This is a genomic window from Variovorax durovernensis, from assembly GCF_977011995.1.
In genome coordinates this window covers 4,606,422-4,619,653 of the sequence record NZ_CDRNCW010000001.1, presented here as the reverse complement: position 1 = coordinate 4,619,653, position 13,232 = coordinate 4,606,422, and the positions used below count along the sequence as shown (strand labels likewise).

The 13,232-nt window shown below is 68.9% G+C and carries 18 protein-coding genes; 10 read left to right on the top strand and 8 right to left on the bottom strand.

Annotated features, from left to right (window positions below):
- Positions 1–181 precede the first annotated feature (181 nt).
- Positions 182–1,387, top strand: a complete 1,206-nt coding sequence (locus ACWV14_RS22015) for an MFS transporter (RefSeq protein ID WP_454906051.1) — start codon at positions 182–184, stop codon at positions 1,385–1,387.
- A 14-nt stretch (positions 1,388–1,401) separates the two neighbouring features.
- On the opposite strand, the gene ACWV14_RS22010 is transcribed toward ACWV14_RS22015, so the two are convergent.
- The 3 genes from ACWV14_RS22010 to ACWV14_RS22000 are packed head-to-tail and all read right to left on the bottom strand — an operon-like array spanning position 1,402 to position 2,140.
- Positions 1,402–1,689 (bottom strand): 2Fe-2S iron-sulfur cluster-binding protein, encoded by a 288-nt coding sequence (locus ACWV14_RS22010; protein WP_454903721.1) that lies wholly within the window; start codon positions 1,687–1,689, stop codon positions 1,402–1,404.
- A 20-nt stretch (positions 1,690–1,709) separates the two neighbouring features.
- A complete protein-coding gene (locus tag ACWV14_RS22005; RefSeq protein WP_454903720.1) occupies positions 1,710–1,994 on the bottom strand; it encodes a VF530 family protein in 285 nt (94 codons plus the stop codon).
- Positions 1,991–2,140: a hypothetical protein gene (locus tag ACWV14_RS22000; protein ID WP_172839976.1), complete on the bottom strand. Its 150-nt coding sequence runs from the start codon at positions 2,138–2,140 to the stop codon at positions 1,991–1,993. Before ACWV14_RS22000 ends, ACWV14_RS22005 begins: the two co-directional genes overlap by 4 nt.
- Positions 2,141–2,227: 87 nt before the next feature.
- Between ACWV14_RS22000 and ACWV14_RS21995 the strand changes: the two genes are divergently transcribed.
- The 3 genes from ACWV14_RS21995 (at position 2,228) to ACWV14_RS21985 (ending at position 4,429) form a co-directional block, all read left to right on the top strand.
- Complete coding sequence (locus tag ACWV14_RS21995) at positions 2,228–2,746, top strand: GNAT family N-acetyltransferase (RefSeq protein ID WP_081271502.1); 519 nt, start codon at positions 2,228–2,230, stop codon at positions 2,744–2,746.
- Between the two features lie 11 nt (positions 2,747–2,757).
- Positions 2,758–3,441: a PepSY-associated TM helix domain-containing protein gene (locus ACWV14_RS21990; protein WP_454903719.1), complete on the top strand. Its 684-nt coding sequence runs from the start codon at positions 2,758–2,760 to the stop codon at positions 3,439–3,441.
- A 79-nt stretch (positions 3,442–3,520) separates the two neighbouring features.
- On the top strand, positions 3,521–4,429 hold the full coding sequence (locus ACWV14_RS21985; protein WP_454903718.1) for a DUF808 domain-containing protein: 909 nt from the start codon (positions 3,521–3,523) through the stop codon (positions 4,427–4,429).
- Between the two features lie 24 nt (positions 4,430–4,453).
- Here the strand turns inward: ACWV14_RS21985 and ACWV14_RS21980 are convergent, their stop codons facing one another.
- Both ACWV14_RS21980 and ACWV14_RS21975 read right to left on the bottom strand, forming a co-directional pair.
- Positions 4,454–4,666 carry a hypothetical protein gene (locus ACWV14_RS21980; RefSeq protein WP_198087122.1) on the bottom strand — a complete coding sequence of 71 codons (213 nt, stop codon included), beginning with the start codon at positions 4,664–4,666 and terminating at the stop codon, positions 4,454–4,456.
- A 29-nt stretch (positions 4,667–4,695) separates the two neighbouring features.
- The gene (locus ACWV14_RS21975) at positions 4,696–5,892 is read right to left on the bottom strand and encodes a beta-propeller fold lactonase family protein (protein WP_454903717.1); all 1,197 of its coding nucleotides are present in this window, start codon (positions 5,890–5,892) and stop codon (positions 4,696–4,698) included.
- An 83-nt stretch (positions 5,893–5,975) separates the two neighbouring features.
- Here ACWV14_RS21975 and ACWV14_RS21970 point away from each other — a divergent pair, with 83 nt between their 5' ends.
- The 4 genes from ACWV14_RS21970 (at position 5,976) to ACWV14_RS21955 (ending at position 8,069) form a co-directional block, all read left to right on the top strand.
- Complete coding sequence (locus tag ACWV14_RS21970) at positions 5,976–6,479, top strand: N-acetyltransferase family protein (RefSeq protein ID WP_454903716.1); 504 nt, start codon at positions 5,976–5,978, stop codon at positions 6,477–6,479.
- A 13-nt stretch (positions 6,480–6,492) separates the two neighbouring features.
- A complete protein-coding gene (locus ACWV14_RS21965; RefSeq protein ID WP_237679590.1) occupies positions 6,493–6,765 on the top strand; it encodes a DUF2164 domain-containing protein in 273 nt (90 codons plus the stop codon).
- 66 nt (positions 6,766–6,831) lie between these two features.
- Positions 6,832–7,257, top strand: coding sequence for a hypothetical protein (locus tag ACWV14_RS21960; protein WP_422087474.1), 426 nt, complete (start codon positions 6,832–6,834; stop codon positions 7,255–7,257).
- A gap of 14 nt (positions 7,258–7,271) precedes the next feature.
- Positions 7,272–8,069 (top strand): enoyl-CoA hydratase/isomerase family protein, encoded by a 798-nt coding sequence (locus tag ACWV14_RS21955; protein WP_454903714.1) that lies wholly within the window; start codon positions 7,272–7,274, stop codon positions 8,067–8,069.
- A gap of 22 nt (positions 8,070–8,091) precedes the next feature.
- On the opposite strand, the gene ACWV14_RS21950 is transcribed toward ACWV14_RS21955, so the two are convergent.
- Positions 8,092–9,195, bottom strand: coding sequence for a M14 family metallopeptidase (locus ACWV14_RS21950; protein ID WP_454903713.1), 1,104 nt, complete (start codon positions 9,193–9,195; stop codon positions 8,092–8,094).
- A gap of 54 nt (positions 9,196–9,249) precedes the next feature.
- Entirely contained in the window at positions 9,250–10,569 is a 1,320-nt protein-coding gene (locus ACWV14_RS21945) for an MFS transporter (protein WP_454903711.1), read from the bottom strand.
- 134 nt (positions 10,570–10,703) lie between these two features.
- On the opposite strand from ACWV14_RS21945, the gene ACWV14_RS21940 reads away from it, so the two are divergent.
- Complete coding sequence (locus ACWV14_RS21940) at positions 10,704–11,606, top strand: LysR family transcriptional regulator (RefSeq protein WP_454903710.1); 903 nt, start codon at positions 10,704–10,706, stop codon at positions 11,604–11,606.
- Here ACWV14_RS21940 and ACWV14_RS21935 read toward each other — a convergent pair.
- The gene (locus ACWV14_RS21935; RefSeq protein WP_454903708.1) at positions 11,603–12,250 is read right to left on the bottom strand and encodes a glutathione S-transferase; all 648 of its coding nucleotides are present in this window, start codon (positions 12,248–12,250) and stop codon (positions 11,603–11,605) included. The two genes, ACWV14_RS21940 and ACWV14_RS21935, sit on opposite strands and share 4 nt — an antisense overlap.
- Before the next feature lie 95 nt (positions 12,251–12,345).
- On the opposite strand from ACWV14_RS21935, the gene ACWV14_RS21930 reads away from it, so the two are divergent.
- Positions 12,346–13,215, top strand: a complete 870-nt coding sequence (locus tag ACWV14_RS21930; RefSeq protein ID WP_454903707.1) for a helix-turn-helix domain-containing protein — start codon at positions 12,346–12,348, stop codon at positions 13,213–13,215.
- The last annotated feature ends 17 nt before the right edge of the window (positions 13,216–13,232 follow it).

Here is a 13,232-nt window from a genome sequence, read left to right as displayed (position 1 = left end):
ACAAAGGGCGCGCAGGGGGCGTTGCCGCGCCTCACGGCCCGCTCATGAAGCCTCGGATATCCTTGAGCGGATGTCCGGCCCCGACCCCGCTCCCGCTTCCTTTCCTCCCGCAGCCTCCGCCGTTCCGGCCGGCGCGGCTTCCTCCCCCAGCTTTTCCGACCTGACGCGCGAACGCCCCTTCATGCAGATGTGGACGGCGCGGCTCTTCGGCACCGCCGCCTCGCAGATGCTGCTGGTGGCCATCGGCTGGCACATGTACGACCTCACGAGCAGCGCCTGGGACCTGGGCCTTGTCGGCCTCTACCAGTTCGTGCCCGCGCTGCTGCTGGCGCTGCTGGCGGGCCACATCGTCGATCGCCATCACCGGGGGCGCATCGTCGCGGCCTGCTTCGCGGTGCAGGGGCTGGTCGCATTGGTGCTGCTGCTGGCGGTGATGGGGAAGCACGACACGCGCGGGCTGCTGCTGGGCCTTTCGCTGGTGCTGGGCGCGGTGCGCGCCTTCCAGATGCCAGCGCAGCAGGCGCTGACGCCGCTGCTGGTGCCGCCGACCATGCTGGCGCGCGCGATGGCCTTCAGCTCGGCCGGCATGCAGGGCGCGATCATCGGCGGGCCCGCGCTGGGCGGGCTGCTGTTCGTGGCCGGCATGGCGGTGGTCTACGGCGCCAGCGTGGTGTGCTTTGCCCTGGCCTGTGCGCTGGTGCTGCGGCTGCGCTACGCCTACACGCCGGCCGCGCGCGAGCCGGTCACGCTGGCCACGGTGTTCGCGGGCGTCGACTTCATCTGGAAGCGCAAGCCGGTGCTCGGCGCGGTCTCGCTCGACCTGTTCGCGGTGCTGCTGGGCGGCGCGGTGGCGCTGCTGCCCATCTACGCCAAGGACATCCTGCACACCGGCCCCTGGGGGCTCGGCCTGCTGCGCGGCGCGCCCGCCGTGGGCGCGCTGGTGATGTCGATCGCGCTCACGCGCCGGCCGGTCGAGCGCCACGTGGGGCGCACGCTGCTGATGGCCATTGCGCTGTTCGGGCTGTGCATGGTGGTGTTCGGCATCTCGAAGAGTTTCGTCGTGTCGCTGATCGCGCTGGCGGTCTCGGGCGGGGCCGACATGGTCAACGTGGTGATCCGCCAGACGCTGGTGCAGCTGGAGACGCCCGACGCCATGCGCGGGCGGGTGAGCGCCGTGAACTCGATCTTCATCGGCGCCAGCAACCAGCTCGGCGAATTCGAGTCGGGCGCAACTGCGGCGCTGCTGGGGCCGGTCGGCTCGGTGGTGGTGGGGGGCGTGGGCACGATGCTGGTGGCGCTCACCTGGTTCAAGCTGTTCCCGTCGCTGGCGCAGCGCGACCGGCTGACGGTGGCGGCGCCTGCCGCTGCCAGGCCCGTGTCTTCCTAGCCTGGCCGGCGAACTCAGTCCGGGAAGAGGGAGCGCGCGCTGGGCACGTCGAGCGTCAGGTCGCCCAGCGCCTGCGCCACGCAGGGCAGGATCCAGCCTTCTTCTTTTTCGTCGAGGCTCAGGCCCGGCCACTCGATGGTGTGGCGGGTCTCGCCCGACAGCCGCTGGCAGATGCAGGTGCGGCAGGTGCCGTTGCGGCATGAGCTGGGCAGCTCGATGCCCGCGGCCTCGGCGGCCTGCAGCAGCGTGGTGCCGGCGTCGGCCTCGAAGCTGAGGCCCGACGGTTCGAGTCGAACCTTCATCGTTGCGGGATCAGGGGGGATCAGCGGGTTGGGGGATTCTGCTGCTGCTGTTCGCGGCGTTGCTCGCGCAGCATGAAGAGATACAGGCTCTCGACCTTCTCGCGCGCCCAGGGGGTCTTGCGCAGGAACTTGAGGCTGGAGCTCACGCTCGGGTCGATCGCGAAACAGCGGATGGGAACCAGCTCCGAGAGCTGTTCCCATCCATAGTGGCCGGCCAGTGCCGTCACGATGGCCTCCAGCGTGAGCCCGTGCAGCGGATTGCGCGGCTGCGCGGGCCTGGCCGGGGCCGGTGCTGCGTCGGTCACTTGTTCTTGAGCTTGCCGCGCGGGATCACTGCCGTGGTGACCGTGCGGACCGGTTCGATGCCGCCGGTGCCGACGGGCTTGGGCGGCGAGGTGTCCTTCTTCGGTTTCTTCGCTTCCTTGGTGCTGCGTTGCTGACCCTTGGCCATGTCGATTTCTCCTGTTGTTACGACGGATGCAGCGGGCAGTTTAGCGGTGCGGCGACAATACGCGGTTCCATTGATTTCCCCGCATTCATGTCAGATTACGAAGTTCGCCCCGCCACCCTGCGCGACGCCAAGGCCGTCGCCGAAGTCCACGCCCTGGCCGCCAAGGCTGCCTACGAAGGCATCCTCCCCGAAGAAGAGCTGCGCACCCTGGCCCCGGCGTCGCGGGAAGCCAAGTGGCGCGAAGCCATCGAATACAGCGAACCCCAGGTGCACGTGGTCACGCACGGCGGCCAGATCGTCGGCTTCGTCGGCTTCGACCGCTCTCGCGACCCCAAGACCCCGCCCACCACCGGTGAAATCTGGGCTATCTACGTCAAGCCCGAGCACTGGGGCAAGGGCGCCGGCGTAGCCCTGTGGGACGCCGCGCGCGAAGGCCTGGAAGAAGAGGGCTGCACCACGGTCACCATCTGGGTGCCGATCCGCAACGACCGCGCCATGCGCTTCCACGAACTCGCCGGCTTCAAGCGCGAGATGAAGACCGCCAAGACCACCGCCTTCGGCACCGTGCGTGTCGAGGAAATCCGGCTCAAGCGCGACGTTTCCTGATCCCCGCTGCCATGGACCACGACAGCAGCACCCTGGGCCACGCCGCGCGCGTGCGCTCCCACCAGCGCCGCACGGCCACCGTGCAGTGGATCCGCCGCATGCACGGCTGGATCGGCCTCTGGGGCGCGGTGCTGGGGCTGCTGTTCGGGTTCAGCGGCATCTGGCTGAACCACCGCAACGTGCTGAAGCTGCCGCAGGCACAGGAGCGCACCCGCGCCCAGCTGGCGCTGCCCGAGCCGGCGCCCGAGACGCCCGAGGCCATGAGCCGCTGGCTGCAGGAGGCACTGCGCATGAGCGGGCCGCCCAACTCCACCCGTATCGAGCCCGCCAAGGCCGTGGCATGGGCCGACAAGAGCGACCACGGCGCCCCCGCGCTCACGCAGCCGGCGCACTGGGTCTTCAATTTCGGCGGCCCGAACGAAATGGTGCAGGCCGAGTACTGGCAGGGCAACCGCTCGGTCGGCGTGGCTACCACGCACAACGGCTTCGTCGCCACGCTCACCAACATGCACAAGGGCGGCGGCATGCCGATGCCTTGGATCCTGCTGGTCGACACCTTGGCCGGCAGCCTGATCTTCCTGTCGATGTCGGGCGTGGCGCTTTGGGTGCTCACGCACCGCCGCCGCCGCGTGGGCCTGGCGGTGTTCGGCGTCTCGCTGCTGGCTGTGCTGGCACTGGCGCTGAGCGCGCTCTGAGCCTGCCCCGTATGGGTATTGCGGAGCAGCCCGAAGGCAACGGCTAAGCTCGCCGCTTCTCTTTTTCACCGACTTGCCCATGGCCACCAGCCTGCTCCTGCTGCTCGACGACATCGCGACCGTACTGGACGACGTGTCGGTTCTCACCAAAGTGGCCGCCAAGAAAACGGCCGGCGTGCTGGGCGACGACCTCGCGCTCAATGCGCAGCAGGTGTCCGGCGTCAGGGCCGAACGGGAGATTCCCGTAGTGTGGGCCGTGTGCAAGGGCTCGTTCATCAACAAGGCGATTCTGGTACCGGCCGCCCTGGCCATCGGCACCTGGCTGCCGTGGCTGGTGACGCCGCTGCTCATGGTCGGCGGCGCATTCCTGTGCTTCGAGGGCGCCGAGAAGCTCGCCCACAAGTTCCTGCACAAGAAGGAACACGCCGAAGACACCGGGCGCCATGAACAGGCCGTGGCCGACGCCTCGGTCGACGTGGTCGCCGTCGAAAAGGACAAGATCAAGGGCGCGGTGCGCACCGACTTCATCCTCTCGGCCGAAATCATCGCCATCACGCTGGGCACGGTGCAGGGCCAGCCGTTCACCACGCAGCTCAGCGTGCTGGTGGGCATCGCACTCATCATGACCATCGGCGTGTACGGCCTGGTGGCCGGCATCGTGAAGCTCGACGACGCGGGCCTCTACCTGAGCCAGCGTGCAAGCGCGGGCGCACGGGCCCTGGGCCGCGGCATCCTGGCGGCGGCGCCGTGGCTCATGAAGGCGCTGTCGGTGGCCGGCACCGCCGCCATGTTCCTCGTGGGCGGCGGCATCCTGGTGCACGGCGTGCCGGCACTGGGCCATGCGGTCGAAGACTGGGCCAAGGCCACCGGTGGCGTGTTCGGCACGCTGGGCTCCATGGGCGTGAATGCCGGCGTGGGCGTGGTGGCCGGCGCCATCGTGCTTGCCGTGGTGGAACTGGTCGGCAAGCTGCGCGGCAAGAAGGCCTGACCGAGCGATCGAGGCCTGCCTGGGCTACTGGCGCGGCTTGCCGCGCTTGAACAGCTCGACCACCACCAGCGCGGTGCCCAGCGCCAGCGCGAACCAGCCGACCAGATAGGCGCCCGCCACCATCTCGAACCAGCGCGTGCCCTGCAGGAAGCGCGGCCCCAGCAGAACGGCGGCGCCGATCACGAGGCAGAGGATGCCGCGTTCGAGCGTGCGGAGTTGTCGTTTGGGTTGCGCCATGGCTTCTTCTTCGTTCGGGAAAAGTGGATTCAGTGCGTCATTGTCCCGCGCATCGCGGCCGGATGGCCTTCCAGCGCGAATGACTTGCCCGTAGGCAGCAGCGTGTCGCCGTCGAGCCGCAGGATGGTGATGTCCTTGTCGATGAAGTTGCCCACGTAGAGGTACTTTCCGTCGGCGCTCCACACCGCGCCTTCCGGCAGGCCGCGCACCACCACCTCGTTGGCGCGCGTGACCTTCTTGCCGTCGATCTTCAGCAGCACCACCGAGCCGTTGCGGTTGTAGAAGTAGGCGTTCTTCGCTGCGTTGCTGCCGCGCAGGATCACCGCCACCGCATGCCTGCCGGTCGGGCTCACGGCCAGGCCCTCGGGGCCGTCCCCGACCACCACCTTGTCGATCACGCGCGGCGGCGCGGCTTCCATGTCGATCACGCTCACCGTGTCGACCTGCCCGTCGGACGCGCCGGCATTGCCGTTGTCCGCCGTGAGCGCGAGCTTGCCGTCGGGCGTCACGTCGACGTTGTAGGGCCACAGGCCCGCCGCGAGATCGACCTTGTTGTAGCTGACCTTTTCGCCGTCCACGTCGAGCAGCGCGATCTTGTGGCTCGGGAACTTGGCCGCCAGCGCGCGCCTGCCGTCTGGCGTGAAGCGCACATGCGCCACCGATTCGCCCATGGCCACGGTGTCGATCAGCGTGACCTTCTTGCCCGCGATGCGCAGCACGCTCACCGAGTTGTCGGCGCGGTTGGCCACCAGCGCCAGGTTGCCCGCGCGGTTGATCGACAGGCCCGAGGGCTGCTTGCCGACCTGCAGTGTGTCCAGCAGCTTGGGCGGGCTGGCGGTCAGGTCGATCACGAACAGGCGGTTGTCGGGCACCTGCTTGCGCACGCCGTTTTCCTCGATCACGTTGAGCGAGTTGGCGACCAGCGCGAGCGTTTCGCCGGGCGTGATGGCCAGGTTGGTCGGCGGGCCGGCAATGGTGTTGTCGAGCTGCAGCGTGCCCAGCACCTTGGGCGCGAGCGGATCGGTGCCGATGTCGAGCACCTGCACGGTGTCGCGCCCCATGGGGCCGAGGTTGACGGCGCCGGCGTCGTTCCAAGACTGCTTCTCGTCGTTCGCCACCAGCATCAGCTGGCGCTGCGCCACGGTGGGCGTCATGGAGGTGCAGCCGGGAAGCGAGGCGAGGGCGGCCAAGGCAAGGGCCGCGAGTGCGGCGGGGCGGATCTTCATGGTGTCTGTCTCCGGTTCCGTGTTGTTGTGGCCGCATGGTAGCGAACGGCGGGGCCTTGAAAGCGGCAAGAATGGGAAACGCCTTGTTGCCCCTCAGCGCCATGAACACTTCGACGCCCGTCATCCGCACCGCCACCCTGGACGACCTCGCCGCCGTGCAAGCCCTGTACGCCGAGCTTCGCCCGCACGACCCTGTGCTCTCGCCGGGCGACGCGCAACGGCTCTGGCGCGGCATCGTCGACGACCCGCATGCCAGCGTCGTCGTCGCCGAAGTCGACGGCCGGCTCGGCGCCACCTGCATGCTGGCCACCATTCCGAACCTGGCGAGCGGTGGGCGGCGCATCGGCGTCATCGAGCACGTCATTACTGCGGCGGCTTTCCGCCGGCGCGGGCTCGCGCGCCAGGTGCTGCGCCATGCGCTGGCGCTGGCCTGGGAGCGGCAGGGCTGCTGCAAGGTGCTGCTGCTTTCCGGCGTGGCGCGCGAGGAGGCTCATGGCCTATACGAATCGGTCGGCTTTCGCGGCGACGTGGAGCGCGGCTTCGTCGCCAAGCCCGCGCCCGGCACAATCGATCGACTCCATCCCTGAGAGACAGACATCCATGACCATCGAGATTTCCAAGGAAGCGCGCCAGCAGGCCATCACGTCCATCGAGCGCTATTTCCGCGAGAACATGGAAGAGCCGATCGGCAACATCGGCGCCGGCGCGCTGCTCGGCTTCTTCCTCGAGGAAGTCGGCCCGCTGGTCTACAACAAGGCCGTGGCCGAGGTGCAGGAACGGCTGCAGCTGCGCATTTCGGAGATCGACCTCGAAGTGCACGAGGACGAGTTCCAGTACTGGCGCAAGTACGACAAGCAGAAGAAGGGAAAGTAGGCGTCGTCGCGCCCGCGCATCGCCGGGAATTCAAAAGTGCTTCAAAACGTTGCAGAATTCACGGCCATGCACCTTCAACGCCTGTTCCTTCGTTCCGCGCTCGCTCCGGCCTTGCGCATCTTCGCTGCCTTGCCTCTGGTGCTGGCCGCATCCATGGCCACGGCGCAGCAGAACCCGTCCGACTTCCCGCTCGATTCGGTCGGCTACCTGAACGAGGAGTTGCCGCGCATGGAAGCCGCCATCGCCGCGAAGGACCGCAGCTTCTTCCACGACGCGATGGCGCGTACGGTGGAGTTCTCGGACCGCTGGGGCTTCAAGGTCAAGGCCAACCCCGAGCTTGCGGCCTACCCGATGTGCACCGCGGCGGTCATGGACTACGTGGTGGTCGGCATGTGCAGACTTACTCCCGGCGACGATGCATGCGAGCCCGGCCTCGCGGCGCGCTTCGACAGCAACGTGCGGCGCTGCCGCGAAATCGCCGCCAAGAAATAGAACACGGATTCGCCATGGACTACACCCGCTATCAAACCCTTGCCATCACGCGCCGGGGCGCGAACGGCGCGGTGCTCGACATCCAGATGCGCGCGGCCAACGGCAAGCTGCCGACGGCCGGACACGACGGCCACCGCGAACTCGCCGAGATCTGGCGCGACGTGTCGGCCGACGACACGGTGCGCTGCGCGGTGCTGCGGGGCGAGGGCCAGGGCTTCTCGGGCGGTGGCGACCTCGCGATGGTGCAGGACATGACCACCGACGACGCGGTGCGCCAGCGCGTGTGGCGCGAGGCGCGTGATCTGGTCTACAACATCATCAACTGCGACAAGCCCATCGTCAGCGCCATGCATGGACCGGCCGTGGGCGCGGGGCTGGTGGCGGGCCTGCTGGCCGACATTTCCATTGCCACCAAGAGCGCGAAGATCGTCGACGGCCACACGCGACTGGGCGTGGCGGCGGGCGACCATGCGGCCATCGTGTGGCCGCTGCTGTGCGGCATGGCCAAGGCCAAGTACCACCTGCTGCTGTGCGAGCCGGTGAGCGGCGAGGAGGCCGAGCGCATCGGCCTCGTGTCGCTCGCGGTGGACGAAGCCGAGCTGCTGCCGCGCGCCTATGAGGTGGCCGACCGGCTCGCGGCCGGCAGCCAGAGCGCGATTCGCCTGACCAAGTACGCGCTGAACAACTGGCTGCGCCAGGCCGGCCCGACCTTCGATGCCTCGCTGGCACTCGAATTCATGGGCTTCGCAGGCGCCGACGTGCGCGAGGGCATCGCCTCGCTGCGCGAACGGCGCGCGCCGAACTTCGGCTGAAGTCCGGACGCTGCCTGTCTCTTCAGGCTTTGCGCAGGCCTTGTAGCGTCTGCAGCAGCACGACGCGGGTCTGCCCCAGCACCATGCCTTTCCATTCCTCGTTGTCGCAGTAGAACGCGTCGCGCAGCTGCTGGCGGATCTCGCGCTTCTGCGATTCGGGCGCCTCTGGGTGGCGGCGCAGCCAGGTGTCGGCGCGCAGGCGGTTCAGCACTTCCAGGTCGGGCAGCGTGCCGAACTCCAGGCCCATCGGCGCCACGCGGGCGTTCGGGCATTCGTCGTAGGCGGTCGAGATGACCGGGCCCGACACGTCGGCCGAGGCCGAGTCGCCCGCGAACGGGGCGAACACGTCGGCGCCCCACCAGGCGTGGGCCAGCGCCAGGTCTTCGGGCGTGTTGCGGCCCGGGTAGATCTTCTCGCCGTGGCCGTAGGGGCCCAGGCCGGTGTGCACGTCGATCCAGCCCAGGTGCGTGGCCGAGGCCGCGTACTTGCGCAGGATCTTGCGGATGGTCCTGTTGCTCCACGACGGCGCGGTGCCGCCGTAGAACAGGCCGTCGGGCGAGGTGTACTGGCCCTTGGTCACGGCCGCGCGGAAGGCGGTCATGCCGTGCATCTGGATGTAGGCGCCCACGGCGGCCTCGTCGGTGGGCGTGGGTGGCCAGCTGGCGGGCAGCACCAGCGGCTCGACTTCGGCGTAGGCGGTGTTCACCGGCAGCGGCGCGTTGAAGTCGATGTGGTTGCGGTTCAGGTCGATGTTGTCTTCGTTGGTGCGGTGCAGGTGCGAAAAGCCGTGCGGGTTGACGGCATGCACCAGCAGCAGCGCCACGCCGGCCTGCTCCAGGCGCGAGAGCAGGTCTGCGTCGTTCAGCGTGGCGATCTGCGCGCCCGAGCCGCTGAAGCCTTCGGGGCCGTGCGTGCCCGAGGTCACGAGCAGCAGCTTCTTCGCGTCGATGGCGCCGATCAGCGCGACGTCGGTGGCCAGCTCTTCGCCGAGCGCGCCGCGGTGCGCCTCAAGCACGAACGACTCGACGGCCGCGCCGCGCTGGGCGGCGGCCTCGAGGAACTTGGCGCGGGCTTCGGCATACGTGCCCGAGAAATGCCGCGTGGCGGCGGAGCGTTGTGTTGGCATGAGGTGGGGACTCCTGTCTGTGTTGGCTTTGAGTTTGAATTTAGGGGGCTGTGGTCAGCCCGCCGCGTGGGCGCCCGCCGCGTCGATGTCGCGGCCCGTATGGTCGCGCAGCCAGAGCAGGCCGAGCAGCGAGACGACCGTCATCGCCACCAGGTACCAGGCCGGCGCCAGCTTGCTGCCCGTGGCGTTTAGCAGCCAGGTGCTGATGAAGGGCGCGAAGCCGCCGAACAGGGCCACGCCCACGCTGTACACCAGCGACATGCCGCTCGCGCGCACAGCCTTCGGAAACATCTCCGGCAGCATCGTGATGCCGGGCACCGTCTGCACCACCAGGCCCAAGCTGAAGACACCGAGCACCACGAACAGCACCGTGGGCGTGGGCGAGGCGTTGAGCCACAGGAAGCCCGGGTAGATGAGCACGGCCAGCGCGATGCGGCTCCACAGGATGAGCGGCTTGCGGCCCACCACGTCCGACAGCTTGCCCACGAAGGGCGCGAAAGCGAACGAGATGAGGCCGGTGAGCGCGGCGCCGAACAGCGCCACCGAGGGCGTGAACCCGAGTTCGCGCACCGCATAGGTCGGCATGTAGAACGTGACCACGTAGGCCGCCGTGGTGCCGCCCACCAGCGTGAGGATGGCGGCCAGCACCGTCTTGCCGTGCCGCGTGCAGACGATCTTCAGGCTGCTTTCGCGCGGCGCGGCGGCTTCGGCCGGCGAGATGTGCAGTGACTCTTCCAGGTGGCGGCGGATGTACATGCCCACCGGCGCGATCAGCATGCCGATCACGAAGGGCACGCGCCAGCCCCAGCTCTGCATGGACTCGGCCGAGAGCGCGGTCGTGAGCACGCCCACCACCACGGCGCCCATCAGCACGCCCAGGCCCTGGCTGGCGAACTGCCAGCTCGCCATGTAGCCGCGGTTGGCCGGCGTTGCGTGTTCCACCAGCAGGGTGGTCGAAGCGCCCACCTCGCCGCCGGCGGAGAAACCCTGGATGAGCCGCGCCAGCACGATGACGATCGGCGCCGCGACGCCGATGCTCGCGTAGGTGGGCGTGAACGCGATCAGCGCGCAGCCCAGCGCCATGAGGAAGATGGTGAGCGTCATGGCCTTCTTGCGGCCCGCGCGGTCCGCATAGGCGCCGATGACGATGCCGCCCAGCGGCCGCATGATGAAGCCCACGCCGAAGCTCGCCACCGTCAGCAGCAGTTGCCCGTAGGAATTGAAGGTCGGAAAGAAGAGCTTGCCGATCACGAGCGCCAGGAAGCCGTAGACGGTGAAGTCGAAGAACTCCAGGCCGTTGCCGATGGTGGTGGCAACGATGGTCTGGCGCCGGCGCGCGGGGCTCGAAGCCGGCGGGTTGCTTGGGGTGCTCATGTCTCTCCAGTGTGTGCTTGCTTTGTATGGATGTCTGCCAAAGGTATGTATGCCCCTGGCCGCGCCGGATGCTAGAGACTCGCCGCTGTCATGAAAAGACAATAATTGGGCCATAACGATAACTTTTGGTTGTCATGAAACCCAATCAGTTGCACGCCTTCGTGGCGGTGGTCGAGCAGATGAGCATCCGCGCCGCGGCCCGGGTGCTGGGGCTGTCTCAGCCGGCGGTGACGAAGATCGTGCGCGAGCTGGAGCGCGAGGTCGGCGCGCCGCTGGTGGAGCGCAGCGTCAAGGGCGTGCGGCTCACCGAGTTCGGCCAGGCCTTTGCGCCGCGCGCGCGGCTGCTGCTGGCCGACATGCAGCGCGCGCGGGACGAGATCGCGCAGATCCGCGACGGCGCCACCGGCACGGTGTCGATGGCCGTGAGCGCCTCGTTCGCGCTCACCGTGCTGCCCCCCGCGTTCAAGGATTTCCACACCCGCCTGCCCGCCGTCGACGTGCAGTTCAGCGAAGCGGTTCTGCCGTGGATGCTGGCGCGGCTGCGCGACGGCTACCTCGACTTCGCGGTGGCCCACGTGGTGCCGGGCACGCTCGATCCGCAGTTCGAGGCGCTGGAGCTGTTTCCGGTGCAGCTGGTGGTGGGCATGCGAAACCGCCATCCGCTGCGCGGGGCGCGCTCGCTGCTCGACCTGTACCCGGCCGAATGGATATTGCCGGGCGACGACGACCGCGGGCGCGAGTCGGTGGCGCCGCTGTTCACGCCGCTGGGGCTGCCGCCGCCCTCGCGCATCATCCAGGGTCAGTCGGTGACGGTGGCGCTCGGGCTGGTGGGGAACATGGACCTGATCGGCCTGTTCGTCGAGCCGCTGGTCAAGCTGACTTTCAAGCGCCACGGCATCCGCCGGGTCGACGTCGACGAGTCGCTGCCCATGCTCAATGTGTGCGTGCTGCGGCGCAAGGGGCAGCTGTCGACGCCGGCGGCGCAGCACTTCATCGAGTGCATCCAGCGTGCGTCTGCGGCGGTGATGTCTGCCTAGAAACGGACGCCGGCCTCGCCGGTCTTCCAGGGCTCGTACTTGTGCATGACGCGTTCGAACAGTTCGGAGCCGGTCCAGCCGTCTAGCCATGCCTGCAGGCGGGGCCACGGCTGCGCGGCGAACCATGCGGCGTCGACCATCGCGAACTGGCGCACGAAGGGCATCAGCGCGGCGTCGGCCAGCGTGGAATGGCCGCCGGTGAGCTGCGGCGAGGCCGATAGCCGGTCTTCGAGACTGCGCAGGAATAGCGCGCCCCGGTCGCGGGCCGGCACGCCGCCGTCCGCATGGCGGTCGGGGTACTTGTAGCGGTCGAGCAAGGGCTTGAAGCCCTCGTCGCATTCGGCGACCAGCGCGAGCATGTCCGCAAGCGTGCCGGCCTCGGGCGCCAGCCAGCGCAGGGGATCGTTGCGGCGCAGGGCCCAGAGCATCACGTCCAGGCTTTGCTCCAGCACCGTGCCGTCGCCGGTCAGCAGCACCGGCACCGTGCCCTTGGGCGAGGCGGCGAGCATTTCTGCGGGCTTGTTCTTCAGCACCACCTCGCGCAGCTCGCAGGCTTGCTCAGCGGCCACCAGTGCGAGCCGGGCGCGCATGGCGTACGGGCAGCGGCGGAACGAGTAGAGAACGGGGAGGGCGATGGCGGGCATGCGGGAGAGGGGGAGCGAACAAGGCGAACGGCCGATTTTCAGCGAGCTCCAGCCGGCACGCCCACCAGGGGCGTTTTTCAACACAATCGGCATCCATGGGCGAACGCCTTTTCCTCCGGCTCGAAGACGACCCCCTGCACGGGCCGGAATCGGCCATGCCCGCTGGCACGCTGCGCGCGTTTCCGGTGGGCGCCGCGCTGCGCGGGCACGTGTCGCACGTCATGCTGTACCGCGAGACGTTTGCAGAAGGCCACGAGATGCGCGAGCGCGTGCTGCCCGACGGCGCGGTGCGGCTGGTCTTCAACTTCGGCGACGCGCCCTCCGCGGGGAGTGGCGACGGGCTGGCGGTGGAGGCCATCGGCGCCTCGGCCGCACCGGTCGTGGTACGCATGCGGGGCAAGGTCGAGGGGCTTTCCGTCACGCTGCGTCCCGGCGCCGCTGCCTGCTTGCTCGGGCTGCCGGCCGGCGAGATCGGCGGCGGCGCGGTCCACCTCGATGCGCTGTGGAGGGGGGAGGGGGCGGCGTTGCTCGAGCGCATGGCCGAAGCGCCGGACGATGCACAGCGTGTGGCGCTGCTTCACGCGGCCCTGTCACAGCGCTTGCGCGACAGCCGCATCGCGGGCAACGACATCGCCATGTATGCGGCGCGGCTGATCGCGGCGTCCGAAGGGCGCCTGCCGCTGCGCGAGGTGGCGGCGGCAGTCGGTGTCGGCGAGCGGCGCCTGCAACAGCTCTTTCATGCGCACGTCGGGCTGTCGCCGCGCGCCTGGAGCCGGCTCGCGCGGATGCATGGCTGCCTGCGCGCGCTGCGGCAGCGGCCGGCACCGGACTGGGCGGACCTTGCGCTGGAAGGCGGCTTCTACGACCAGTCGCACCTCGTCAACGAGTTCCGCGCGCTGTGCGGCGTCACGCCGACCGAGTTCCTGGGACGCGCGGCTTCGGTTTCTTCCAAGACGGGCGATTGAGCGCGGGCTATCTTCGT